22 protein-coding genes are annotated in these 23423 nt (G+C 63.2%); 9 read left to right on the plus strand and 13 right to left on the minus strand.

Annotated features, from left to right (window positions below; translation table 11 throughout):
* Positions 1–42: 42 nt before the first annotated feature.
* From purD to PFZ56_RS09235, 11 genes are all read right to left on the minus strand, one after another.
* A complete protein-coding gene (purD, locus tag PFZ56_RS09185; RefSeq protein ID WP_102862990.1) occupies positions 43–1332 on the minus strand; it encodes a phosphoribosylamine--glycine ligase in 1290 nt (429 codons plus the stop codon).
* Positions 1333–1521: 189 nt separating this feature from the next.
* Positions 1522–3129 carry a bifunctional phosphoribosylaminoimidazolecarboxamide formyltransferase/IMP cyclohydrolase gene (purH, locus tag PFZ56_RS09190; RefSeq protein ID WP_102862991.1) on the minus strand — a complete coding sequence of 536 codons (1608 nt, stop codon included), beginning with the start codon at positions 3127–3129 and terminating at the stop codon, positions 1522–1524.
* 82 nt (positions 3130–3211) lie between these two features.
* Positions 3212–3532 (minus strand): DNA-binding transcriptional regulator Fis, encoded by a 321-nt coding sequence (fis, locus tag PFZ56_RS09195; RefSeq protein ID WP_007921650.1) that lies wholly within the window; start codon positions 3530–3532, stop codon positions 3212–3214.
* Positions 3529–4542: a tRNA dihydrouridine synthase DusB gene (dusB, locus tag PFZ56_RS09200; protein ID WP_016968220.1), complete on the minus strand. Its 1014-nt coding sequence runs from the start codon at positions 4540–4542 to the stop codon at positions 3529–3531. Before dusB ends, fis begins: the two co-directional genes overlap by 4 nt.
* Before the next feature lie 196 nt (positions 4543–4738).
* Complete coding sequence (locus PFZ56_RS09205) at positions 4739–6052, minus strand: DUF3426 domain-containing protein (RefSeq protein ID WP_102881948.1); 1314 nt, start codon at positions 6050–6052, stop codon at positions 4739–4741.
* A 30-nt stretch (positions 6053–6082) separates the two neighbouring features.
* Positions 6083–6961 carry a 50S ribosomal protein L11 methyltransferase gene (gene prmA, locus PFZ56_RS09210; protein WP_102862993.1) on the minus strand — a complete coding sequence of 293 codons (879 nt, stop codon included), beginning with the start codon at positions 6959–6961 and terminating at the stop codon, positions 6083–6085.
* Between the two features lie 251 nt (positions 6962–7212).
* The gene (accC, locus tag PFZ56_RS09215; protein WP_015633996.1) at positions 7213–8574 is read right to left on the minus strand and encodes an acetyl-CoA carboxylase biotin carboxylase subunit; all 1362 of its coding nucleotides are present in this window, start codon (positions 8572–8574) and stop codon (positions 7213–7215) included.
* Positions 8575–8591: 17 nt separating this feature from the next.
* Complete coding sequence (gene accB, locus PFZ56_RS09220; protein ID WP_015633997.1) at positions 8592–9053, minus strand: acetyl-CoA carboxylase biotin carboxyl carrier protein; 462 nt, start codon at positions 9051–9053, stop codon at positions 8592–8594.
* Between the two features lie 24 nt (positions 9054–9077).
* Positions 9078–9533 (minus strand): type II 3-dehydroquinate dehydratase, encoded by a 456-nt coding sequence (gene aroQ / locus PFZ56_RS09225; protein WP_025130565.1) that lies wholly within the window; start codon positions 9531–9533, stop codon positions 9078–9080.
* Positions 9534–9768: 235 nt separating this feature from the next.
* Positions 9769–11730 carry a methyl-accepting chemotaxis protein gene (locus PFZ56_RS09230; RefSeq protein ID WP_110595481.1) on the minus strand — a complete coding sequence of 654 codons (1962 nt, stop codon included), beginning with the start codon at positions 11728–11730 and terminating at the stop codon, positions 9769–9771.
* A gap of 53 nt (positions 11731–11783) precedes the next feature.
* A complete protein-coding gene (locus PFZ56_RS09235; protein WP_102862995.1) occupies positions 11784–13454 on the minus strand; it encodes a PleD family two-component system response regulator in 1671 nt (556 codons plus the stop codon).
* Positions 13455–13742: 288 nt separating this feature from the next.
* On the opposite strand from PFZ56_RS09235, the gene PFZ56_RS09240 reads away from it, so the two are divergent.
* The 5 genes from PFZ56_RS09240 to PFZ56_RS09260 all read left to right on the plus strand — a co-directional run bounded on the left by PFZ56_RS09240 (position 13743) and on the right by PFZ56_RS09260 (position 19109).
* Complete coding sequence (locus PFZ56_RS09240) at positions 13743–14810, plus strand: DUF2333 family protein (RefSeq protein WP_102862996.1); 1068 nt, start codon at positions 13743–13745, stop codon at positions 14808–14810.
* A gap of 3 nt (positions 14811–14813) precedes the next feature.
* Complete coding sequence (locus PFZ56_RS09245; protein WP_092319250.1) at positions 14814–15350, plus strand: NUDIX hydrolase; 537 nt, start codon at positions 14814–14816, stop codon at positions 15348–15350.
* A 201-nt stretch (positions 15351–15551) separates the two neighbouring features.
* Positions 15552–15923, plus strand: coding sequence for a translation initiation factor Sui1 (locus PFZ56_RS09250; RefSeq protein ID WP_015634001.1), 372 nt, complete (start codon positions 15552–15554; stop codon positions 15921–15923).
* A gap of 222 nt (positions 15924–16145) precedes the next feature.
* Positions 16146–18059 carry an arginine decarboxylase gene (speA, locus tag PFZ56_RS09255; protein ID WP_170001555.1) on the plus strand — a complete coding sequence of 638 codons (1914 nt, stop codon included), beginning with the start codon at positions 16146–16148 and terminating at the stop codon, positions 18057–18059.
* 174 nt (positions 18060–18233) lie between these two features.
* Positions 18234–19109, plus strand: a complete 876-nt coding sequence (locus PFZ56_RS09260; protein WP_170001554.1) for an alpha/beta hydrolase — start codon at positions 18234–18236, stop codon at positions 19107–19109.
* Here PFZ56_RS09260 and PFZ56_RS09265 read toward each other — a convergent pair.
* Positions 19103–20449, minus strand: a complete 1347-nt coding sequence (locus tag PFZ56_RS09265; RefSeq protein ID WP_110650868.1) for an MATE family efflux transporter — start codon at positions 20447–20449, stop codon at positions 19103–19105. The genes PFZ56_RS09260 and PFZ56_RS09265 overlap by 7 nt on opposite strands.
* A gap of 67 nt (positions 20450–20516) precedes the next feature.
* Positions 20517–20810, minus strand: a complete 294-nt coding sequence (locus PFZ56_RS09270) for a hypothetical protein (RefSeq protein ID WP_102863000.1) — start codon at positions 20808–20810, stop codon at positions 20517–20519.
* 189 nt (positions 20811–20999) lie between these two features.
* On the opposite strand from PFZ56_RS09270, the gene PFZ56_RS09275 reads away from it, so the two are divergent.
* Genes PFZ56_RS09275 through PFZ56_RS09290 form a run of 4 tightly spaced genes read left to right on the plus strand, consistent with a single transcriptional unit; the run spans position 21000 to position 23270 of the window.
* Complete coding sequence (locus PFZ56_RS09275) at positions 21000–21305, plus strand: MazG-like family protein (protein ID WP_102863001.1); 306 nt, start codon at positions 21000–21002, stop codon at positions 21303–21305.
* Positions 21302–22051, plus strand: coding sequence for a methyltransferase (locus tag PFZ56_RS09280; RefSeq protein ID WP_170001553.1), 750 nt, complete (start codon positions 21302–21304; stop codon positions 22049–22051). Before PFZ56_RS09275 ends, PFZ56_RS09280 begins: the two co-directional genes overlap by 4 nt.
* A gap of 11 nt (positions 22052–22062) precedes the next feature.
* Complete coding sequence (locus PFZ56_RS09285) at positions 22063–22671, plus strand: DUF4136 domain-containing protein (protein WP_102863003.1); 609 nt, start codon at positions 22063–22065, stop codon at positions 22669–22671.
* A gap of 41 nt (positions 22672–22712) precedes the next feature.
* Complete coding sequence (locus tag PFZ56_RS09290; protein ID WP_170001552.1) at positions 22713–23270, plus strand: DUF4136 domain-containing protein; 558 nt, start codon at positions 22713–22715, stop codon at positions 23268–23270.
* The last annotated feature ends 153 nt before the right edge of the window (positions 23271–23423 follow it).

Here is a 23423-nt window from a genome sequence, read left to right on the forward strand (position 1 = left end):
ACGGCAAGGGCGCGAGGCCCTTGCCGGGGGGCGCTGGCAGCTTTACTCCTGGCCGCGCTCACGAGCAATGGCACGGTAGCCGATGTCGTTGCGGTAGAAGCAGCCCTGCCAGTCGATCTTGGCCGCCAGGCGGTAGGCTTGTTGCTGGGCGGCATCGACGCTGTCACCCATGGCGGTGGCGCAGAGCACCCGGCCGCCGGAGGTCACGACCTGACCGTCCTTGAGTGCGGTGCCGGCGTGGAACACTTTGCCTTCCAGTGCAGCGGCGGCGTCCAGGCCAGTGATGGCCGCGCCCTTGGCATAGTCGCCAGGATAGCCGCCGGCGGCGAGGACGATGCCCAGGCTCGGGCGTGGGTCCCACTGGGCTTCGACCTTGTCCAGAGCCTGGGCCAGGGCGGCTTCCACCAGCAGCACCAGGCTCGATTGCAGGCGCAGCATCACCGGTTGGGTTTCCGGGTCGCCGAAGCGGCAGTTGAACTCGATGACTTTCGGGTTGCCGGCTTTGTCGATCATCAGACCGGCATAGAGGAAGCCGGTGTAGACGTTGCCTTCCTCGGCCATGCCGCGAACGGTGGGCCAGATCACCAGATCCATCACCCGCTGGTGCACTTCTGAAGTGACCACCGGTGCTGGCGAGTAAGCGCCCATGCCACCGGTATTGGGGCCAGTGTCGCCGTCGCCGACGCGTTTGTGGTCCTGGCTGGTGGCCATGGGCAGCACGTTCTTGCCGTCGACCATGACGATGAAGCTGGCTTCCTCGCCGTCGAGGAACTCCTCGATGACCACGCGGGAACCGGCATCACCGAAGGCATTGCCGGCCAGCATGTCACGCACGGCTTCCTCGGCTTCGGCCAGGGTCATGGCGACGATCACGCCTTTACCGGCGGCCAGGCCGTCGGCCTTGATCACGATCGGCGCGCCTTTTTCCCGCAGGTAGGCCAGGGCCGGCTCGATCTCGGTGAAGTTCTGGTAGTCGGCCGTCGGGATCTTGTGGCGTGCCAGGAAGTCCTTGGTGAAGGCTTTCGAACCTTCCAGCTGCGCGGCGCCGGCGGTCGGACCGAAGCAGTCCAGGCCACGGGAGCGGAACAGATCCACCACGCCGGCCACCAACGGTACTTCCGGACCGACGATGGTCAGGGAGACGTTCTTCTCAGCGAAATCCGCCAACTGCTCCAGGGCCAGGACGTCGATGGCGACGTTCTCGCACTTGGCTTCGATGGCGGTACCGGCGTTGCCGGGGGCGACGAATACTTTTTCGACCCGTGGGTCCTGAGCGACTTTCCAGGCCAGGGCGTGTTCGCGACCGCCGCTACCAATGATCAGTACATTCATTTCAAAAACCTCGGATGACGCTAATTCTGTTTTGGAACCTGAAGCGCTGCACGCCTCAGGAGGTTGCAATGACAGAGGTAGATGCAAGGCGGAGCCCACCTCGATGAGCGCAGTTGCCTGTTGGCAATGAGCATCATCGGGGTGGGCTCCAACGCAGCAGATGCCGGTGCCAGTGCGACCGTTGTCGTATCAGTGACGGAAGTGGCGCATGCCGGTGAACACCATCGCAATGCCAGCCTCGTCAGCTGCGGCAATCACTTCGTTGTCACGCATCGAGCCGCCTGGCTGGATCACCGCCGTGATGCCGACCTTGGCCGCGTTGTCGATGCCGTCACGGAACGGGAAGAAGGCGTCGGAAGCCATCACTGCGCCCTGCACTTGCAGGCCGGCGTGTTCGGCTTTGATCGCAGCGATCCGCGCCGAGTTCACGCGGCTCATCTGGCCGGCGCCGACACCGATGGTCTGGCGGTTCTTGGCGTAGACGATGGCGTTGGATTTGACGTATTTGGCGACTTTCCAAGCGAAGATCAGGTCGTGGATCTCTTGCTCGGTCGGGGCGCGTTTGGTCACCACTTTCAGGTCATCGGCGCTGATCATGCCGATATCACGGCTCTGCACCAGCAGGCCACCGTTGACGCGCTTGTAGTCCCAGGCCGGTACACGGTCTGCCGACCACTGGCCACAGGCCAGCAGGCGCACGTTGGCTTTGGCGGCGACGATGGCGCGGGCTTCTTCGCTGACGCTCGGGGCGATGATCACTTCGACGAACTGACGCTCGACGATGGCCTTGGCGGTTTCGGCATCCAGTTCGCGGTTGAAGGCGATGATGCCGCCGAAGGCCGATTCGGTGTCGGTGGCGTAGGCCAGTTCGTAGGCCTGGCGGATGCCGCCTTCAGCGTCCGGGCTTACCGCCACGCCGCACGGGTTGGCGTGCTTGACGATGACGCAGGCCGGCTTGACGAAGCTCTTCACGCATTCCAGGGCGGCGTCGGTGTCGGCTACGTTGTTGTAGGACAGCTCCTTGCCTTGCAGCTGGGTGGCGGTGGCGATGCCGACTTCGGCAGGCTTGGCTTCCACGTAGAACGCCGCGCTCTGGTGCGGGTTCTCGCCGTAGCGCATTTCCTGGGCCTTGATGAACTGGCTGTTGAAGGTCCGCGGGAATTCGCTGCGGCCGGATGTCGAGAGGGTCTCGGCGGCCTGGTTCACGGTGCCCATGTAGTTGGCGATCATGCCGTCGTAGGCGGCGGTGTGTTCGAAGGCCTTGAGCATCAGGTCGAAACGCTGAGCGTAGGTCAGGCCGCCGGCCTTGAGGCTTTCCAGGACGCCGGCGTAGTCGCTGGCATTGACCACGATGGCCACGTCCTTATGGTTCTTGGCCGCCGAGCGGACCATGGTCGGGCCGCCGATGTCGATGTTCTCGATGGCGGTCGGCAGGTCGCAGCCGGGCTTGGAAATGGTGGCTTCGAAGGGGTAGAGGTTGACCGCCACCAGATCGATGGGCTTGATCCCGTGCTCGTTCATGATGGCGTCGTCGATACCGCGACGACCGAGGATACCGCCGTGGATTTTCGGGTGCAGGGTCTTGACCCGGCCGTCCATCATTTCCGCGAAACCGGTGTAATCCGCGACTTCCACTGCGGCCACGCCGTTGTCCTGCAGCAGTTTGAAGGTCCCGCCGGTGGAGAGGATCTCCACACCGAGGGCTTCCAGCTCCTTGGCGAATTCGAGGATCCCGGTCTTGTCGGAAACACTGATCAAGGCGCGGCGGATCGGCAGGCGGGTAGTCTGGTCGGTCATCTCAATTTCCATCAAAAGCAAAGGAGTCAGCAAAAAAGGCGACCGTTTTTTACGCGGGCGCCTTTCTGGTTTGATTGAATGCTTACAACAAATCGTACTGCTTGAGTTTCTTGCGCAGGGTGCCGCGGTTCAGACCCAGGAGTTCGCTGGCCTTGGTCTGGTTGCCCTTGACGTAGTTCATCACGCTTTCGAGCAACGGAGCCTCGACTTCGGAGAGCACCAGGTTGTACACGTCCGTGACGGCAGCGCCCTCAAGGTGGGCGAAATAATTGTGCAGCGCCTTCTCGACACTCCCGCGAAGGGTCTGGCCTTCTTCGCTGGGGGTATTGAGGTGCTGTTTCAAATTCACGTTGTCGCTCACGGGTGCAGTTCCACTCACTAAAGTCTCGGTCATCATCGTCATGCGGCCACCCCCTCTCCGTCCCCTGTTTCCAGGCTCTTGTAACGTCCGGCAAAGAACTCACGAACGTTGGCGCATTGTGCTTCCGTATCTTCCAAACGATTGAAGTGGGCGCGAAACTCCCTGGCGCCCGGCAGGGTTGCGAGATACCAGCCCACATGCTTGCGCGCAATGCGGACGCCCATGACCTCCCCATAGAAGGCATGCAGCGCGGCCAGGTGCTCTAGCAGAATACGTTCCACCTCGAACAGCTCCGGTGCCGGGAGGGTTTCACCGGTACGCAGGAAGTGCTCGATTTCACGAAAAATCCATGGCCGCCCCTGGGCGGCCCGGCCGATCAACAACCCGTCGGCCCCGGTGGCGTGCAATACCTGCCGGGCCTTCTCGGGCGAGTCGATATCGCCGTTGGCAAAGACCGGAATCGACACCGCCTGCTTGATCGCGGCAATGGTGTCGTACTCGGCTTCACCGGTGTACAGGTCTGCCCGGGTCCGACCGTGGACCGCCAGTGCCGTGATGCCCGCCTGCTCGGCGATCTTCGCCACCGTCAGGCCGTTCTTGTTCTGCCGGTCCCAGCCGGTGCGGATCTTCAGGGTGACCGGTACATCCACTGCGGCCACCACCGCCTGGAGAATCTCGTTGACCAGGGCTTCGTCTTTCAGCAACGCGGAACCGGCAGCCTTGTTGCAGACCTTCTTCGCCGGACAACCCATGTTGATATCAATAATCTGTGCGCCCAACTCGACGTTGGCGCGGGCGGCGTCTGCCAGCATCTGTGCATCGCCACCGGCAATCTGTACCGAGCGTGGCTCGGGATCGCCTTCGTGGATCATGCGCAACCGCGATTTGCGGCTGTTCCACAAGCTCATGTCGCTGGTGACCATTTCCGAGACTACAAGGCCCGCGCCCAACTGCTTGCAAAGCTGACGAAAGGGCTGGTCGGTGACCCCCGCCATCGGGGCGAGAATCAAGCCGTTGTGCAATGTATATGGGCCGATGCGTACCGCCGACATAGGACTTCCCTGTTGTGGGGCCGGATCATGAGAGTTCGAAAAAGGGTTGGCATGATACCCGCTCTCGATGACCGGATAAAGGCTGAATTGGATAAAATCTGAACAGTTCTTCCGTTATCGCCCGGTGATCAATCTGAGCGATGCAGTCATAAATCTGTCGTCAATCCAGAGTTGTCCGTTAGTCTGATCAGCCGATTCACTCGGGCGAGTGGAAACTCAGACTGTAGTTCACCGCTTTCGGTCCTGGGTCGAGAATATCCAGGGCGATGTGAATCGGCGTCTGCGGTGGCATTTCCGCCACATCCTGCATCTCGCCGCCCAGGTACTCCCCGGGTTTGAAACTGCGGCTGGCAATCAGGTGGCCGTTGAGGTCGGCGAAGCGCAGCTCCAGCAGAGGGAAGGGTTGGGAGAAGGGCGCGCGGTTATAGATGATGGCGTCCACCACCAGCGCCCCGCTGAATTCCGGGTGGCTGCGCACCACCAGGTTGCTGCTCTTGATTCGGGCGATATCCACCCGGGATGGCACCGTACAGCCGAGCTCCGGGCACAACTCCTGGAACCACGGCCGGTACTGGTCCTGGCGTGCGAGCTCGTCGAAGTGATACGCGACGTATTGTCCGACCAGGCCGCCGGCGGCCAGCAGGATCAGCAGCAGCCAGAGCAGGCGCCGGCCCCAGGGGGAGCGGCGTTTCTGCCAATCGAGGTGGATCGGATCGTCCACCAGGTCCAGCAGTACATCCTCCTTGACTCCGGGCTCGCTGCGTTCGCGGCGCTTCTTGCCGGGGGAGGCTGCTGGCGATGGTTCGTCGTGTTCGTCGGCGTCTGTGGACACCTGGGCCTCGAAGGGTTCCAGGTCGTCGTCATGGCGCAGTTTCGGCGTCTTTGGCTCGTCATCCAGATCCGCCAGGTTGAAGGACAGCGAAGGCTCGGTGCGACTGGGACGGACCGGCTCGGGGGCGATGTCGTCCTGATGCGCCTGGGCCTTGAGGGGGGCGGGCTCGGACTCATCGTGTTCACTGGCGCTGCCGAACAGGCCGTCGGGCCAGTGGGCTTCATCGGCGCCCTGAGGGTCGCGACGGGCACTGAGGCTGTCTTCCTGGTGTTCGCGTTCCTGGCCAAAGGCCTTGGCCGGCTGGATCTCCCGTTGCTCGAGCTTGGCCAATTCCTCGTCGAGGTCCAGGTGATCCAGGTCCATCTCGGCGGCCGACCATTGTTTCTGGCTGATGGCGCGCTGGGGAGGTGCCGCCGCCGGCGTTGGTGCGGGGGCGGGCGGCTGCTCGGGTTTAGGCGTCGCAGCTGGCGCGGGCGCGGGCGCGGTTGCCGGTTTCGCCGCCGGCCTGGACGTTGCGTTTTCCTTGGCGGCGCGCTGCTCAAGCAACTGCCGCGCGGCGTTGAACACCTGCAGGCAGGAGCCACAGCGAACCACCCCGCGGGCCACGCTCAACTGAGCATGGCTGACACGGAACCTGGTTTGGCAATGCGGGCACTGGGTGACGAAACTGTCGGTCATGCGGCCATCCGGATTATGCAGGCGGCCATTCTAGCGCCGACGGCCGGTGATGCGCACCCAGCCATCGAGGGTGGCGATCGGATCCAGATCGAAGTCCTGGGCATAGGCCGCAGCCACCTCTTCGCCTTGTTCGGCGAGGATGCCGGAGAGTGCCAGGCGTCCTCCGGACTTCACCAGGCCGGACAGTTGCGGGGCCAGGGAGACCAGCGGGCCGGCCAGGATATTGGCCACCAGCACATCGGCCTGTACTTGTGGCAGTTGCTCGGGCAGGTACAGCGGGAACAGTTCGTCGGCAATACCGTTGCGCCCGGCGTTGTCGCGGGAGGCTTCCAGTGCCTGGACATCGATATCGGTGCCGACCGCTTGCTTGGCGCCCAGCAGCAGGGCAGCGATGGCGAGGATTCCCGAGCCGCAACCAAAGTCCAGCACGTTGCAGTCCTTGAGGTCCTGGCCGTCCAGCCACTCCAGGCACAGCGCGGTGGTCGGGTGGGTGCCGGTGCCGAAGGCCAGGCCCGGGTCCAGCAGCAGGTTGACCGCGTCAGGCTCCGGTGCGGCGTGCCAGCTTGGAACGATCCACAGGCGCTGGCCGAAACGCATCGGCTGGAAGTTGTCCATCCAGCTGCGTTCCCAGTCCTGGTCCTCGATGACTTCGCTGTGGTGCTCGGGCAACGGGCTGCCGGTCAGCAGTTCCAGGTGAGCGAGCACGCTGGCGGCTTCAGTGCCGCCTTCGAACAGAGCCAGCAAGTGAGTGTGGGACCACAGTGGCGTGGTATTGAGTTCGGGTTCGAAGATCGGCTGATCCTCGGCGTCCATGAAGGTGACCGAGACGGCACCGACTTCAAGAAAAGCGTCTTCATAGGTTTCGGCTTGTTCTGGGCTGATGGCGAGACGGACTTGCAGCCAAGGCATGGCGGGCACCTTTGAAAATATGTGATGTGCAGCCTAGCGGGCCGCGAGAAGCGCGCAAGTTTACGCGAGACGACCCGCAGGAGCGAGGGGGACGCCTAGTTCTTGCTCGCGTTGGCCGTTGATCGGGGAGTGCACGCAATGGCTGTTGTGCGGTTGGCGGGCAAGCTCGCTTGAACAGGGGGGGCGCAGGGGCAAATGACAGATACGACAAGGCCGCTCGAAAGCGGCCTTGTCGGTGTGGCGAGTGCCGATCAGTGTTGCTCGGCCAGCTTGTGCTCGAGGTAGTGAATGTTCACGCCCCCTTTGCAGAAGCCTTCGTCACGGGTCAGATCGCGGTGCAGCGGGATGTTGGTCTTGATTCCGTCGACGACGATTTCGTCCAGCGCATTGCGCATGCGCGCCATGGCTTCGTCACGGGTCGCCCCGTAGGTGATCAGCTTGCCGATCAACGAATCGTAGTTCGGTGGAACCGCGTAACCGCTGTACAGGTGCGAGTCGACGCGCACGCCGTTGCCGCCCGGAGCATGGAAATGCTTGACCGTGCCTGGGCTTGGCATGAAGGTTTTCGGGTCTTCGGCGTTGATCCGGCATTCCAGGGCGTGACCGCGAATGACCACGTCATCCTGGGTGAACGACAGCTTGTTGCCGGCGGCGATGCTGAGCATCTCCTTGACGATATCGATGCCAGTGACCATTTCCGAAACCGGGTGCTCTACCTGCACGCGAGTGTTCATCTCGATGAAGTAGAAGCGGCCGTTCTCGTAAAGGAACTCGAACGTACCGGCACCGCGGTAGCCGATGTCGATGCACGCCTTGACGCAGCGGGCGAAGACTTCCTGGCGCGCAGTCTCGTCGATGCCCGGTGCCGGCGCTTCTTCGAGGACTTTCTGGTGACGACGCTGCAGCGAGCAGTCGCGGTCGCCCAGGTGGATGGCATTGCCCTGGCCGTCGGACAGCACCTGAACTTCCACGTGACGTGGGTTGGTCAGGAACTTCTCCAGGTAGACCATCGGGTTGCCAAACGCCGCGCCGGCTTCGGAGCGGGTCAGCTTCGCCGAGGCGATCAGGTCTTCTTCCTTGTGCACCACGCGCATGCCGCGACCACCGCCGCCGCCAGCGGCCTTGATGATCACCGGGTAGCCGACTTCACGGCCGATGCGCAGGGCGGTTTCTTCGTCTTCCGGCAGTGGGCCGTCGGAACCTGGAACCGTAGGAACACCAGCGGCGATCATGGCGTGCTTGGCGGAAACCTTGTCGCCCATCAGGCGGATGGTTTCAGCTTTCGGGCCGATGAAGGCGAAGCCGGAGTTTTCCACCTGTTCGGCGAAGTCGGCGTTTTCCGCCAGGAAGCCGTAGCCAGGGTGGATTGCCGTAGCGCCAGTGACTTCAGCGGCCGCGATGATGGCCGGAATGTGCAGGTAGGACTGCGCGGCTTGCGCAGGCCCGATGCAGACGGATTCGTCCGCCAGGCCCAGGTGCATCAGCTCCTTGTCGGCCTTGGAGTAGACGGCGACGGTCTTGATCCCCATTTCCTTGCAGGCACGCAGGATCCGCAGGGCGATTTCGCCGCGGTTGGCGATCAGGACTTTTTCCAACTTCGCAGGCTTCAACATCAAAGACTCTCCGCGGTTCAAACGATGGTGAACAGCGGTTGGTCGTACTCAACCGGCTGGCCGTCTTCGACAAGAATGGATTCGATCACACCGCTGGTTTCAGCTTCGATGTGGTTCATCATCTTCATCGCTTCGACGATGCACAGGGTGTCGCCCTTCTTCACGCTCTGGCCGACTTCAACGAAGGCTGGCGAGGTAGGCGAAGACTTGCGGTAGAAAGTACCGACCATTGGCGAGCGGGCCACGGTGCCGTTCAGCGCAGGTGCGGCGGGGGCGGCAGGAGCAGCGGCGGCGGCCGGGGCGGCAGCGGCTGGTGCAGCTACGGGGGCGGCAACCGGAGCCGGTGCGTAGTACTGCTGGGCTGGAGTCTTGCTGTGGCGGCTGATGCGCACGGACTCTTCGCCTTCCTTGATCTCCAACTCGTCGATGCCGGACTCTTCCAGCAGTTCGATCAGTTTCTTAACTTTACGGATATCCATGAATCATCAACTCCCAAGGGTCGGTCAGGGGCGTTTAGCTTGTTGTTCAAGCTGCTCTAGTGCGGCCTCCAGGGCCAGTCGGTAACCGCTGGCGCCAAGGCCGCAGATCACTCCCACCGCAACGTCGGAGAAGTAGGAGTGATGGCGGAAAGGTTCGCGTTTGTGCACGTTGGACAAATGCACTTCGATGAATGGGATGCTCACTGCCAGCAGCGCGTCACGTAATGCGACGCTTGTATGTGTAAAAGCTGCTGGATTGATCAAAATGAAGTCCACGCCTTCATCGCGGGCGGCATGGATACGTTCGATCAATTCGTACTCGGCATTGCTCTGCAGATACTGCAGATGGTGCCCGGCATCACGGGCCCGCTGCTCCAGGTCCTGGTTGATCTGGGCCAGGGTGGTTGCACCGTAGACCCCCGGTTCACGGGTGCCGAGCAGGTTCAGGTTGGGGCCGTGAAGCACCAGTAGGGTGGCCATCGGTTGTTCCTTGTTATCGGGGTGCTGTTGTCAGAACCCGGCGACTATGCCGGAAAGACTTTATGACTGTCCAGTTCTCTGCAATAGCCAGCACGATGACCGATGTTTGCGCAAAATATGTGACCAAGCACTTAAATCCGGTCATTTGCCTGCAGGGTGAGAGCGCTGCACTCCCGGCCAGCCGTTTCGCCGATGATGGGGCGTTTGTCAGGGAAAACCGGGGCACAGGCAGAGCTTAGACGCGGAAGGCTTGCACCGCCGTATGCAATTGTCCCCCGAGGTCCAGCAAGTTCTCGCCCTGGGCCCGGCCTTCGCCAATGCGCAGCAGGTTGTCGCCGCCCAACTGATGGATGCGCTCGCTGTGGTCGCGGATCTCGCTGACCGCGCCGCTTTGCTGGGCGGTGACATCGGCGATGCGCACGGCGGTGTCGGCGATGGTCTGGATCGCCCCGACGATTTCGTCCAGGGCACCGTCGGCGGCCTGGGCCTGGCTGGCGGTGGCTTCGGCGTGTTCCACCTGGGCACGCATGCCTTGCACCGATTGTTGCGCGGCGGCCTGCAGGCCGGCGATCAAGGTCTGGATCTCTGCCGTAGCGCCGGCGGTACGCTGGGCCAGGGAGCGCACTTCTTCGGCGACCACGGCAAAGCCACGGCCCATTTCCCCGGCGCGAGCGGCTTCGATGGCGGCGTTGAGGGCCAGCAGGTTGGTCTGTTCGGCAATGGAGCGGATCACGGTCAGCACGCCGCCAATGGTGGCGGACTCCTGGGCCAGGTGCTCGATCATCTGCGCGTTGCCCTGTACCTCGCCCACCAGGGCGTGCAGCCCGGTCAGGCTCAGGCCTATGACTTTCTGCCCCTGTTGCACCGCCAGGCCAGCGCTGCGGCTGGCATCGGCGGCCTGGCTGGCGTCACCGGCAACCTGCTGGATGGTGGCTTCCAGCTCCCCCAGGGCATCGCGGATCTGCGCGGTATCGCCGGCCTGGCGCTCGGCCCCGCTGTGCAGGCCGCTGCTGAGGTCAGCCAGGGCGCGGCTGCTGCCGGCCACTTGCTCGGCGTTCTGGCGAATGGTGCCCACCAGATCCACCAGGTAGGCCCGCAGGCGATTGAGGGATTCTTCGATGGCGTGCAGTTCGCGGTTGGTCTTGCCCAGCTGGATCGGTCGGCTGAAGTCGCCTTCGGCCCAGGTCGACAGCGCCGGGGCCAGGTTGGTCAGGACCCGGGCCAGCTTGCGCTGCAAGGTGTCGATGACCAGGGCGATCAGCAGGATCAGGCCGATCATCAGCCCCTGGATCAGCCGTACCTCGCCCTGGATCTGGCCGTGCTGGGCCCGCACCACCGGTTCCAGCTCGGCGATGGCCTGGCGCACGGCGGTGATCTTCAGCAGGGTCGCGGCACTCAGGTCGGCGCGTTTCTGGATCTGCTCGCGGGTGCGCTGCAGTTCCGCCGGGTAGCGGTTGAGCAGGCTGTGGAGTTCGCGCTTGAGGCCGATGCCGGCGTCTTCGGCAGTGGCTTTCTGGGTGTTTTCCAGGCCCATCAGGGCGGCAAAGTCATCGGTGCCCGATTCGCTGCTGGCGGCCACCCCTAATAAAGGCAGGGCTTCGAGCCGGTCGGCCTGGGCCTTGATGTTGTTGACTTCGCGTTCGACATCGGCGGCCAGTTCGCTGCGGCCGCTGCTCACCAACTTGTCCCGGGCCAGGGACAGTTTGCCCAGGTGCTGCGCCGCGGTGAGCAGCAAGGGCAGGTAAGTGGCGCCTTCTGCGGTCTTGGTCCCGCTGGCGTACTGGCTGAGCTGTTCCAGGTTGGCCCCCAGCTCCCGCTCGGCCTGCAACAGCAGGGCCTGGGGATCGCCGGCCAGCTTGCCCGCGGCCAGCAGGTCGGTCTTGCTGAAGTCATCGAGGCTGGCCAGGCTCGGGCGCAAGCTTTGCGCGAGTTGCGGCGGCAGCTCGGTCAGTTCGCCTTGCAGGGCCTCGATGGCCTGGGCTGCGCTGCTCAGGCGCAGGGCGTCGCCGCTGGCCAGGTAGTCTTCGATATTGCGCGCTACCTGGTTTTGAAACTGCTGGGACAGTCCCAGGTAGCGCTCCATCAGCAGATAGGGGCGCTCCAGGGCTCGTTGCGACCACCAGAGCGTGGCCCCCAGGGCCAGGCAGACGGCAACTAACAACAGGGTATTGAGATTGGTCAGCAGCTTCAGGCGCATCAGGGCTCTACCAACGGCAAAAATGGTAAGCGCCTGAATTTATTGCGTTTGTATTACAAGGTTATGACCGAATCTGTGGATTCGGATGAAAAGATGGCACTTTGACTTGATTGCCGTGCGGCCTGCACTCGGTTGCGTCCGCCGTGCTTGGCGCGGTACAGCGCCTCGTCCGCCTGGCTGGCCATCATCAGGCTGTCGGAGTCTTCCTGCATCTCCACCACGCCGGCGCTGAAGGTGCACCACAGGTCTTGAGGCTGGGCCGGGTAATGGATCTCGGCAAAGCGCTGGCGGATTTCGTCCAGGACCTTGCAGGCGGCGTCCTGATCGGTGTCGGGCATGACGATGGCAAACTCTTCGCCGCCGTAGCGGCCGATGAAGTCGGTCTTGCGCAGGCGCTGCTTGAGAAACAGCGCCAGGCTCTTGATCACCCGGTCGCCCATGGGGTGGCCGTGGCTGTCGTTGACCCGCTTGAAGTGGTCGATGTCGAGCATGGCGAAGCTCAGCGGCTTGCCCTCGCGACGGGCGCGGAAGCTGCAGTCTTCCAGCAGTTGCAGAATGTGGGTGTGGTTGTACAGGCCGGTGAGGCTGTCGCGGACCATCCGTGCCTTGAGGTTGCGGGCCCGGGCGGCGCGGTTGCGCACGGTGGTGATCAGGTGCCGCGGCTTGATGGGCTTGGTGAGGAAGTCATCGCCGCCTTCGCTCATGGCGTCCAGTTGCTTGTCCAGGTCGTCCTCGGCGGACAGGTAGATGATCGGCACGCTGACATAACGGTCGTTGTGGCGGATCACCTTGGCCAGCTCGGTGCCGGTGCAGGCCGGCATGTACATGTCGAGGATGATCAGGTCCGGCTGGAAGTCCGCCAGCTCGGCCATGGCCTGGATCGGCTCGATCAGGGTGCGGGTGACGATCCCGGCGCTGTTGAGCAGGCGCTCGGTATGCAGCGCCTGGGCCCGGGAGTCGTCGATGATCAGCACTTTATAAGGCTCGTACTGGGCGACGCAGGTCAGCACTTCGATCTTTTCCAGCAGGCTGGAGGCTTCCAGGGTGCCAGTCAGGAACTCCTGGCCGCCGGCGCGTACTGCCGCCAGGCGAGTCGGGGTGTCGGTTTCATGCAGGCTGAAGAACAGCAGCGGCAGTTTCTGCTCCAGGCCGACCTGGGCTTCGGCTGCCAGGGTCAGGCCCATGCCGGGGCCGCAGAAGTCCACATCAATGACGATGGCCGCCGGCAAGCGCTCGACCATGGACGAACGAAAGGCGGCGATGCTGTCCAGGGACTGGGCCGTGAGACCAAAGAATTCCAGTTGCTTGGCCAGGCGCTCGGCCCGGTCGTGATCCTGCAACATCACATAGATAGGTTTGCGCAACGGCGGCAGGAAGGTCTGTTCCAACTGGTCGCCGTGGCGCAGGCCGGTGCGCGACAAACGCTGCATCAAGCGATTGAGGTCGGTGATCAGGTTGCTGCTCAGGCGACCGCGATTGGCATCTACAGCCTCCAGCGATTGGCTGATGCTGCGGGCCAGTTGGGTATGTTCGGGTTGCTCGAAGCGTTCAGCGAAACGCAGCAGGCGCAGGTTGGCTTCGCACAGTTCCGACATGTCGGTGGTGGACCATTCGCTGCGTTGCAGACGCTGCCATATCTCAAGAATCTGACGTGCCTGATGAATTACCCGCTGGGCAAAGTGGTGCTTGAGGCGCTCACGGCTGGGGTCTTCTGGCTCGGTCATATCCTGACTACTAGGTAGGGTGCATGCTGAGGTCGACTGGTGGCTCTATGCTAGCACCACTTTTGTGTCCCATGAGTGTCGTACGTCAATAATGTGCAAGGCGGGGTTATTCAGTTCCTGACCCACTGGTCGCATAGGCTCTGGAGTGTGCTTCATTTATAGTGACCGCCTGATTCGCAATCATTGCGCGGCGCGCATTTGCCGGAAGATATATCCCGTCAAGGCAAGGCACGATGGAGTAGGGTTGTGGTCGAACCGATGAACCCAAGTGATTGAAAGGACATAGCCATGCTGGATTGGAAGAATCGCGCAGGTAGCGCGCCGGATCGTGCTGCCGAACCCAAGTCGGCGACACGCAGCTATTTCGGTGGCCTGCTGTTCAGTCGTGCCCTGGCCACCTTGCTGGGCCTGTACCTGCTGGTCACGGGCGGCCTGGGCTGGTACTGGAGTCAGGAACCTGCGCTGTTCCCGGTCCAGCAGAACGCCCAGATCGCTGCCGAGAAGGAAGGCCGGCAGATGGTGGTGGGCTACACCACCGTGGAAACCCTGAAGACCGTGGTCGGTACCTTGCTGGACAAGCCGGGTGGCTATATCTCCAACGACCGTTTTCCACCGGGCCTGTGGATGGACAACATGCCAAGCTGGGAATATGGCGTGCTGGTCCAGGTCCGCGACCTGACCCGCGCCTTGCGCAAGGACTTCGCCCGCTCCCAGTCGCAGTCCGCTGAAGACTCCGACCTGGCCAAGGCCGAACCGCGCTTCAACTTCGACAACAAGAGCTGGGTGCTGCCGTCCAGCGAGTCCGAGTACCAGGACGGCATCAATTCCCTTAGCCGCTACCAGGCTCGCCTTTCCGATCCAAACCAGAAGACCGCGCAGTTCTATGCCCGTGCCGACAACCTCAACAACTGGCTGGGTGATGTAGGGACGCGCCTGGGCTCGCTGTCTCAACGGCTGTCGGCCAGTGTGGGCCGGGTCAAGCTCAACACCGCACTGAAAACCGAAGTGCCGGCCCCGGGCCAGGGCCCGCAGGTGGATGAGGAAGTGGTGGAAACCCCATGGATGCAGATCGACAACGTCTTCTACGAGGCCCGTGGCCAGGCCTGGGCGCTGTCGCACCTGCTGCGTGCGATTGAAGTGGACTTCGCCGACGTGCTGGCGAAAAAGAACGCCACGGTCAGCGTGCGTCAGATCATCCGCGAACTGGAGGCCTCCCAGGAGCCGGTCTGGAGCCCGATGATTCTCAATGGCAGCGGCTTCGGCGTCCTGGCCAACCACTCGCTGGTCATGGCCAACTATATTTCCCGAGCCAACGCGGCGGTCATCGACTTGCGCCAACTGCTCAATCAAGGCTGATCCATGGTTGCGACCACCAATGAGGCGGCCCATCGCGCCGCCTCCGACGCTGAAGAAATAGCCTGGGTCGATGGCGAAGACCAACTGCTGGGGGCCATGGTCCGCTCGGAGCTGCGCGAGCGCGGCCTGATCGGGCGTGGCACCTACATCATGCTGTTCAATTCTGCCGGTGAGCTGTGCGTGCACCGGCGTACCCTGAGCAAGGCCATCTACCCGGGCTATTGGGATGTTGCCGCCGGTGGCATGGTCCTGGCGACTGAAAGCTATGCCGAATCCGCGGCCCGGGAACTGGAAGAGGAGCTGGGGGTGAGCGGCGTCGAACTGACTGCCCATGATCACTTCTTTTTCGAGGACACCGGCAACCGTCTCTGGTGTTCGGCGTTCTCTGCCGTGTGGGACGGTCCGCTGCGTTTGCAGCCGGAAGAAGTCCTGGAAGCGCACTTCATTCCCCTGGATCAGGTGCTGCGGGAAATCCACGAAAAGCCCTATTGCCCGGACTCCCTGGCCGCCTTGCAACGTTATCTGGCCCGACGTCGTTAAAGTTGCATAAATTGACGCTGATTGGCTCTTAGCAACCGGGCTTTTTGCCGTTACACTGCGCGACTTTTCAAGCTGAACCGATGCTGCTTCTTAAACAAGGGCGCCCGGCTCAGTAGCGCTGCCCCTGCCTGAGTGGGGCTTCGCGGTCGATGGCACCGCCATGTGCTTCGACCAGTCTTTGTCCTCCCAAGAGGATTGCCGGTGGCCAAAAAAGCCGCATCCTTCGCCGCCCTTGGTGGCCTGGTGTTTTCCACCGACGCAGGTCGACATTGCCCGGACTGTAGCCAGCCGGTGGCCGCCTGTATCTGCAAACAAACCGTGATTCCGGCCGGCGACGGCATTGCCCGCGTGCGTCGCGAGAGCAAGGGCCGTGGCGGCAAGACGGTGACCACCATCACCGGCGTGCCTCTGGCCGAAGACGCCCTCAAGGAGCTTGCCACCACGTTGAAGAAACGCTGTGGCACCGGTGGCGCCTTGAAGGACGGCGTCATTGAAATCCAGGGTGACCATGTCGAGCTACTCTTGGCGGAACTGGTCAAGCACGGTTTCAAGGCGAAGAAGTCCGGCGGCTAGCAGCCTCTGTGAAAACCACCTCTGACTGGACGCTGTCTTGATTGGCTCAGGACGCAGGTGTCGTCTCCATGGTTTTCACAGAGCCTGTTCATGAACGGTTTCTAAACTCAGCACGGCAGGCGCGGTCTATTGCGCTTGCAGGCTAATCGTCATTTTCATTCTTTAGACTGCGCCGACCCCGGATTGGGGCGGCGCTCTATGACTTCTTTATAGGGGACTTCGATGTCCGTACGACGCACACGTAAAGACGATGGCAGCCAATGGACCGTTGCGGACAGCCGCAGTGTCTACGGGATTCGCCATTGGGGGGCCGGGTATTTCGCGATCAATGACGCCGGTCGCGTCGAAGTTCGCCCGAATGGCCCGAGCAGTTTGCCCATCGATCTGTTCGAACAAGTCGAGGAGCTGCGCAAGAGCGGCTTGTCCCTGCCTTTGCTGGTGCGCTTCCCGGACATCCTCCAGGACCGTGTACGCCAGCTGACCGGCGCTTTCGACGCCAACATCGCGCGCCTGGAATACCAGAGCAAGTACACCGCCCTGTACCCGATCAAGGTCAACCAGCAAGAAGCGGTGATCGAGAACATCATCGCCACCCAGAACGTCTCCATCGGCCTGGAAGCCGGCTCCAAGCCGGAACTGCTGGCGGTCCTGGCCCTGGCGCCCAAGGGCGGCACCATCGTCTGCAACGGGTACAAGGACCGTGAGTTCATTCGCCTGGCGCTGATGGGCCAGAAGCTTGGCCACAACGTGTTCATCGTCATCGAGAAAGAGTCCGAAGTGGGCCTGGTGATCGAGGAAGCGGCCTTCCTCAAGGTCAAGCCACAGGTGGGCCTGCGGGTGCGTCTGTCGTCCCTGGCGTCGAGCAAGTGGGCCGACACCGGCGGCGAGAAATCCAAGTTCGGCCTGTCGGCGGCGCAACTGCTGTCGGTGGTGGAGCGCTTCCGCGCCGCCGGCCTGGACCAGGGCATCCGCCTGCTGCACTTCCACATGGGCTCGCAGATCGCCAACCTGGCGGACTACCAGCACGGTTTCAAGGAAGCCATCCGCTACTACGGCGAACTGCGCAACCTCGGCTTGCCGGTGGATCACATCGACGTCGGTGGTGGCCTGGGCGTGGACTACGACGGTACCCACTCGCGCAACGCCAGCTCGATCAACTACGACATGGACGACTACGCCGGCGTGGTGGTGGGCATGCTCAAGGAATTCTGCGATGCGCAGAACCTGCCGCACCCGCACATCTTCTCCGAGAGCGGTCGTTCCCTGACCGCCCACCACGCCATGCTGGTGGTGCAGGTGACCGACGTCGAGAAACACAACGACGACGTGCCGAAGATCGAAAACAAGGAAGAGCTGCCGGAAACCGTGCAATGGCTGGTGGACCTGCTGGGGCCGACCGACATCGAGATGGTCACCGAAACCTACTGGCGCGCCACGCACTACATGAGCGACGTGGCGGCCCAGTATGCCGACGGCAAGCTGACCCTGGCCGAAAAAGCCCTGGCCGAGCAGTGCTACTTCGCCGTGTGCCGTCGCCTGCACAACTCGCTCAAGGCACGTCAGCGTTCCCACCGCCAGGTGCTGGATGAACTCAACGACAAGCTGGCGGACAAGTACATCTGCAACTTCTCGGTGTTCCAGAGCCTGCCGGACACCTGGGCCATCGGCCAGGTGCTGCCGATCCTGCCGTTGCACCGTCTCGACGAAGAGCCGCTGCGTCGCGCGGTGCTGCAAGACCTGACCTGCGACTCCGACGGCAAGATCAAGCAGTACGTCGATGAGCAGAGCATCGAGACCAGCCTGCCGGTTCATGGCCTCAACGAGGGCGAGGACTACCTGCTGGGGATCTTCCTGGTGGGCGCCTACCAGGAAATCCTCGGCGACATGCACAACCTGTTCGGTGACACCGACTCGGTGAACATCTACCAGCGGCCCAATGGCAGCGTGTACCACGCCGGGATCGAGACCCACGACACCATCGAAGACATGCTGCGTTACGTGCACTTGTCGCCGGAGGAGTTGATGACTCATTACCGCGATAAAGTGGCCAGCGCCAAGATCAGCGCCGCCGAGCGCACCCAGTTCCTCGACGCCTTGCGCCTGGGCCTGACCCGCTCGTCCTACCTGTCGTCCTGAAGGCCCGGGCATCCCCAGTGATGCCTGTTCCGTCCCGGCACAAAGCCGCGCCCTGCGATGGAGGGCGCGGCTTTTTTTTGAACTGTTTCCAGGTTCGCCACGCAAGAGGGGGCCCCGTTCCATTTCAGCTAGCCTGCAAAGAGGCGTCCATGGTGGGCGCAACGAGGCTTGCTGATGCTCAATACATCGAAAGGCGCCTGGCGTCTGCTGTTCGGCACCCTGGTGCTCAGCCTGCTGGCGGCCTGTTCACCGCTCAAGGCGCTTAATTCCCTGACCCCCGACAGCACCTTTATCAAGACCCGGGACATTGCCTATGGCAGCGATCCACGGCAGAAGTTGGATGTCTATCAGCCCCGGCAGGCGGTTCCCGGTGCACCGGTGGTGGTGTTCTTTTACGGTGGCAGTTGGAACAGCGGCTCGCGCAACGACTACGACTTTGTCGGCGAGGCCCTGGCCTCTCGGGGCATGGTGGCGGTCCTGGCGGACTACCGGCTGTATCCACAGGTGCGCTATCCGGCTTTTCTTGAAGACGCGGCCCGCGCCGTGGCCTGGACCCATGAACATATCGGTGAGTTTGGCGCCGACCCGCGGCGGTTGTATCTGATGGGGCACAGTTCTGGCGCCTACAACGCGGCCATGCTCGCCCTGGACTCGCGCTTGCTGGGGCAAGTCGGGCTGACGCCGCAGATCATCAAGGGCTGGATCGGCCTGGCCGGGCCCTATGACTTTCTGCCGATCCGCAACCCTGAGGTACGTCCGGTGTTTTTCTACCCTGATTCGCCGCCGGACTCGCAGCCGATCAACCACGTCAGCCGCGGCGCGCCGCCGGCGCTGCTGATAGCGTCCGATGATGATTCGCTGGTCAACCCACAGCGTAATACCGGTGGCCTGGCCAGCAAGCTGCGAGCGGCAAGAGTACCGGTGCAGGAGTTCTATTTCTCCCGCACTGGCCACGCCACGCTGGTGGCCGCCCTGTCTCGCCCCTTGCGTGGGCTGGCGCCGGTGCTGGATCGGGTCAGTGGTTTTGTCGAGTCGACGCCGACTCAGTGAGCCCCGGCAAACCAGCCGTCGCGCCGCTCCAGGTGCCAGGCGAAGGCTGCCAGGGTCAGGCTGCGCAGGAGCATGAACAGCAGAAAGGTCAGCCACAGGCCGTGGTTGCCGAAGCCTTGCAGGCCCCAGGCGAAGGGCAGTAGCAGGAGCACGGTGAGGAGCATGCCGTTGCGCATTTCCCGGGCTCGGGTGGCACCGATGAACAGGCCGTCCAGCAGGTAGCTCCAGACGGCGATCAGGGGCAGTACGGCAAGGTAGGGCAAATAGGTGAAGGCGGTCTGGCGGACCTCGGGAATGTTGGTCTGCATTTCGATGAACAGGTGACCACCTAGCAAGAACATCAGCGCGAATCCCAGGCTGGCCAGCAATGACCAGCCACCGGCCACCACCAGCGAACGGCGCAGGGCCTGGCGATCGTGGGCGCCGATGGCGTGGCCGCACAGGGCTTCCACCGCGTGGGCCAGTCCGTCCAGGGCATGGGCGGTGAGCAACAGGCCGTTGAGCAGCAGAGCGTTGGCTGCCACCGTGGCATCCCCGAGGCGGGCGCCTTGTACGGTGATCAGGAAAAACACCGATTGCAGGGCCAGGCTGCGGATGAAGATGTCACGGTTCACTGCCAGCAGCGGGCGCCAGCTCTGCCAGCGGCGCAGCGCGGCCCAGACGATCCGTCCCGGATAGGCGCGCAGGGCCGGCCGGGTCATGGCCAGGCCGATCAATGCCCCGGTCCATTCGGCGATCACCGAGGCCCGGGCCGAGCCCACCACGCCCCAGTCCAGGCCCAGGACGAACCACAGGTTGAGCGCGATGTTCACCAGGTTGGTACTGAGCAGGATGGCCAGCGGTGCCCGGGCATTCTGGGTGCCGAGGAACCAGCCCACCAGGGCGAAGCTGGCCAGAGCCGCTGGCAGGCCCAGCAATCGAGTGTGGAAAAATGCCCGGGTCATCTGGTCCAGGCCCGCCGAGGGTTGCATCAGGTGCAAGGCCGCGCCGCTCAGCGGCACGCCGATGGCCCCCAGCAACAGTGCCAGGCCCAACGCCAGCAACAGGCCCTGGAGGAGGATCTGGCGCAGGGCGGCACCGTCGCCGCGGCCGGCGGCCTGGGCGGCAAACCCGGTGGCCCCCATGCGCAGAAAACCCATGGCCCAGGCCAGGAAGGTATAGAGGCTGGCGCCTACTGCCACGGCCCCCAACTGATGGGCGTGGGGCAGGTGACCGATCACGGTGCTGTCCACCAGGGCCACCAGGGGCACGGAAATATTCGACAGGATCATCGGCGCGGCCAGGGCCCAGACGCGGCGATGGGTGGGGCGATGATGCCAATCGGTGATCAGGGGGGACATGCGGGCTCCTTGCGAGAGCCGGCATTGTAGCCTCGGCGACGAGAGGCGCCGAGGTTTCAGAAGGGGATCAGTGAATGATCCAGCTCAGCAGCCAGAGACCGAGCACCAGCCAGATGATGCCGAGGATGATCGAGGCGCGCATGAAGGCGCGGATCGCCGAGTAGAGGAACATCAGGCCGATGATCAGGCCAATGATGCTGACAATGGAGGTGTCCATCCCCAGGGCCCGGGACAGTCCGTCGACGAAGTTGCCACCGGCGTGGGTCAGGGTATTGAACAACCCGCTGAGCAGGTCGACGATAAACCGGATGACCGAACCTATGGCCTGGCCAAGCCACTCGAAGAAACTTTCTACCTGCATGTGTGCGTCCTGATGAAAGAGGGGGCGGGTGCCCGAGCTCAACCTTGGGCCATGAATGCCCGCAGCGAGTTCCCTGTTAAGCATAGAAGCTGCCGGGGCCGCTCATTCTGTAGGAGCCGACCGGCCGGCGAAAGCACTCTTGCGTCCCACGGCTATCCCCCGGAAGCTATACGCCTTCAGGAGACCCCGATGAATCTAGAGCAACTGACCCAACGCCTGCACGCCATTCGTGACCACAACGATTGGCGGCAATTTCACAGCCCGAAGAACCTGGCCATGGCCGCCAGCGTCGAGATGGCGGAGCTGGTGGAAATCTTCCAGTGGCTGACCGAGGAGCAGTCGCGGCAACTGCCCGCGGACAAGCTGGCTCACGCCGGACAGGAGGTAGGCGATATCGTCCTTTACCTGCTGTTGCTGTGCAGCGAGCTGGGGCTGGACATGGACCAGGTGGTGCGCAGCAAGCTGGCGGACAGCGAACGGCGGTTCTGCTCATGAGTGATCGGCATTTCGACCAGTTGGCGACCCGTTTCGCCGAGAAGATCTATGGCGGCGCCAAAGGCGCGATCCGCCTCGCAGTGCTCCAGGCCGACCTCAAGGAAAGCCTGCCCGAGCGGCCGCTGCGGGTGCTGGATATCGGTGCGGGCCTGGGACACATGTCCTTGTGGCTGGCCGAACATGGGCACCAGGTGACCCTGGCCGAGCCCGCCGCGCCGATGCTCGAAGGCGCCCGCCAGCGCTTTGCCGAGGCCGGGCAGCAGGCGACCTTCATCCAGGCGCCCTGGCAGGAACTGCTGGGGCAACTGACCGAGCCCTACGACCTGGTGCTCTGCCATGCGGTGCTGGAATGGCTGGCCGAGCCCCACGCGATCCTGCCGGTACTGCACCAACTGACCAGCGCCGATGGCTGGCTGTCCCTGGCGTTCTATAACCGCGATGCCCTGGTTTATCGCAATCTGCTCAAGGGCCACTTTCGCAAGCTGCGCAAGAACGATATGGCCGGCGAGAAGCAGAGCCTGACCCCGCAACAACCGCTTGATCCGCGCGAGCTGGCGGCGCAACTTGAGGGCTTGTGGCGAGTCGAAACCCAGAGCGGAGTGCGGGTTTTCCACGATTACATGCCGGTGGAATTCCAGGCTCGCGCCGAGCTGACGGATTTGCTGGAGATGGAATTGGCTCACCGCCGACACCCAGGTTTTGCCGGGCTTGGGCGTTATCTGCATTGGCTGTGCCGGCCGGTCTAACGGAGTGCGCAATGAAACGCCGCCTGGGTCTGATCTTCCTGTGTTCCGGGCTTGCCGCCTGTCAGGGCAGCAATCCCTACGTCGCCAGTAGCAAGCCCCTGCCACCGGCGCCGCCGCAAGCGGCCAACACCTTCGACCGCAGCGCCTATCCGGCGCCGCAACGGGACTATGGGCGCTACCGCAACTGGGCCTGGCTTAATGGGCGCCTGCCCAACGGCTCGGCCTGGGCCGACTCGGCGCAGATCGCCGAGGCGGTCAGCAATGCCCTGGATCAGCAGGGTTTGCGACCGGTGCAAGACCTGCGTCCGGCGGACCTGTGGGTCAGCGCCGACCTGCATCTGGAGAAGCGTCTGCGCCAGGTCCGGGACGATTATGGTTATGGCGGGTACGGGGGGTACAACCGCTACGGGCCGGGTTACGGCATGTACGGCAGCGTGCCGGTGGTGCGCACCTACGAGGTGGAGGTGGTGGTGGTCCGGGTCAATCTGTTTGACGGCGCCAGCGGCCAGCCGGTGTGGAGCGCCAGCGCCGAGACCAGCAGCAGGGGCAGCCTGAGTGAACGTGCCGATTCGCTGCGTGAGGCAGTGCAAAAGGCCATGGCCGCCTATCCTCCCAGTTAGTTGAACGATGCCCGTTTTTGCTCTTCACGCGGAGAAACAGCATGTTCCATCGAATCGCGTTACTGGTGTGCGCCGCCTTGCTCAGTGCCTGCGCTGCCGACCAGATCAATCATGACTTTGACGCCAGCCGGGACTTTGGCGCCTACCGCAGCTGGAGCTGGAAAGAACCCGCCCTGCAATATCGCCCCGACGATCCGCGCATCAAGAGTGACCTGACCGAGCAGCGCATCCGTCAGGCGGTGGCCGAGCAATTGGACCAGCGGGGTCTGCGCCCGGCCCAGGGCGGGAGCCGGGCAGACCTGAATGTCCAAGCGTATCTGATTGTCGAGGACCGTCAGCAACAGGTCACCACCCACTATGGTGGAGGCTGGGGTGGCCCATGGAATGGCTACTGGGGCGGCCCGATGTACAACGAGACCCGTAACATCACCTACAAGGTGGCGACCCTTCAGATCGACTTGCTGGACGGTAAGGACGGCAGGCTGGTGTGGCGTGGCAGTGATGAACAAATGCTCAGCAGCTCGCCCAATCCCGCCGACCGCACGGCTGCGGTGCGTACTACGGTGATGCGCATCCTGCAGAACTACCCGCCGCACTGAGGCCTTTACCAGGCAGGAGCACCGGCTTTGGCAAGCGCCACAGGCAGCCTGTGGCGCGCCTTTGCGCCGACAGTCAGGCGAGCTGGCAGCCTGCCAGCACAGGCCCGGGCCTTTGACTACACTGCTGTGCATCGATGGAGAGTGCGCTCGGCT

This window comes from Pseudomonas danubii, from assembly GCF_042980055.1.
GTDB lineage: Bacteria > Pseudomonadota > Gammaproteobacteria > Pseudomonadales > Pseudomonadaceae > Aquipseudomonas > Aquipseudomonas danubii.

What these genes read in the sequence shown, in the direction of transcription:
- PFZ56_RS09270 (WP_102863000.1), bottom strand. Translation starts at nt 20,810, where the DNA reads ATGCAGGTAGAAAGTTTCTTCGAGTGGCTTGGCCAGGCCATAGGTTCG.
- speA (WP_170001555.1), top strand. Translation starts at nt 16,146, where the DNA reads ATGTCCGTACGACGCACACGTAAAGACGATGGCAGCCAATGGACCGTT.
- PFZ56_RS09260 (WP_170001554.1), top strand. Translation starts at nt 18,234, where the DNA reads ATGCTCAATACATCGAAAGGCGCCTGGCGTCTGCTGTTCGGCACCCTG.
- PFZ56_RS09205 (WP_102881948.1), bottom strand. Translation starts at nt 6,052, where the DNA reads ATGACCGACAGTTTCGTCACCCAGTGCCCGCATTGCCAAACCAGGTTC.
- PFZ56_RS09240 (WP_102862996.1), top strand. Translation starts at nt 13,743, where the DNA reads ATGCTGGATTGGAAGAATCGCGCAGGTAGCGCGCCGGATCGTGCTGCC.
- PFZ56_RS09235 (WP_102862995.1), bottom strand. Translation starts at nt 13,454, where the DNA reads ATGACCGAGCCAGAAGACCCCAGCCGTGAGCGCCTCAAGCACCACTTT.
- PFZ56_RS09230 (WP_110595481.1), bottom strand. Translation starts at nt 11,730, where the DNA reads ATGCGCCTGAAGCTGCTGACCAATCTCAATACCCTGTTGTTAGTTGCC.
- PFZ56_RS09285 (WP_102863003.1), top strand. Translation starts at nt 22,063, where the DNA reads ATGAAACGCCGCCTGGGTCTGATCTTCCTGTGTTCCGGGCTTGCCGCC.
- prmA (WP_102862993.1), bottom strand. Translation starts at nt 6,961, where the DNA reads ATGCCTTGGCTGCAAGTCCGTCTCGCCATCAGCCCAGAACAAGCCGAA.
- PFZ56_RS09265 (WP_110650868.1), bottom strand. Translation starts at nt 20,449, where the DNA reads ATGTCCCCCCTGATCACCGATTGGCATCATCGCCCCACCCATCGCCGC.
- accB (WP_015633997.1), bottom strand. Translation starts at nt 9,053, where the DNA reads ATGGATATCCGTAAAGTTAAGAAACTGATCGAACTGCTGGAAGAGTCC.
- PFZ56_RS09290 (WP_170001552.1), top strand. Translation starts at nt 22,713, where the DNA reads ATGTTCCATCGAATCGCGTTACTGGTGTGCGCCGCCTTGCTCAGTGCC.
- purH (WP_102862991.1), bottom strand. Translation starts at nt 3,129, where the DNA reads ATGACCGACCAGACTACCCGCCTGCCGATCCGCCGCGCCTTGATCAGT.
- PFZ56_RS09280 (WP_170001553.1), top strand. Translation starts at nt 21,302, where the DNA reads ATGAGTGATCGGCATTTCGACCAGTTGGCGACCCGTTTCGCCGAGAAG.
- purD (WP_102862990.1), bottom strand. Translation starts at nt 1,332, where the DNA reads ATGAATGTACTGATCATTGGTAGCGGCGGTCGCGAACACGCCCTGGCC.
- dusB (WP_016968220.1), bottom strand. Translation starts at nt 4,542, where the DNA reads ATGTCGGCGGTACGCATCGGCCCATATACATTGCACAACGGCTTGATT.
- aroQ (WP_025130565.1), bottom strand. Translation starts at nt 9,533, where the DNA reads ATGGCCACCCTACTGGTGCTTCACGGCCCCAACCTGAACCTGCTCGGC.
- fis (WP_007921650.1), bottom strand. Translation starts at nt 3,532, where the DNA reads ATGACGATGATGACCGAGACTTTAGTGAGTGGAACTGCACCCGTGAGC.
- accC (WP_015633996.1), bottom strand. Translation starts at nt 8,574, where the DNA reads ATGTTGAAGCCTGCGAAGTTGGAAAAAGTCCTGATCGCCAACCGCGGC.
- PFZ56_RS09275 (WP_102863001.1), top strand. Translation starts at nt 21,000, where the DNA reads ATGAATCTAGAGCAACTGACCCAACGCCTGCACGCCATTCGTGACCAC.
- PFZ56_RS09245 (WP_092319250.1), top strand. Translation starts at nt 14,814, where the DNA reads ATGGTTGCGACCACCAATGAGGCGGCCCATCGCGCCGCCTCCGACGCT.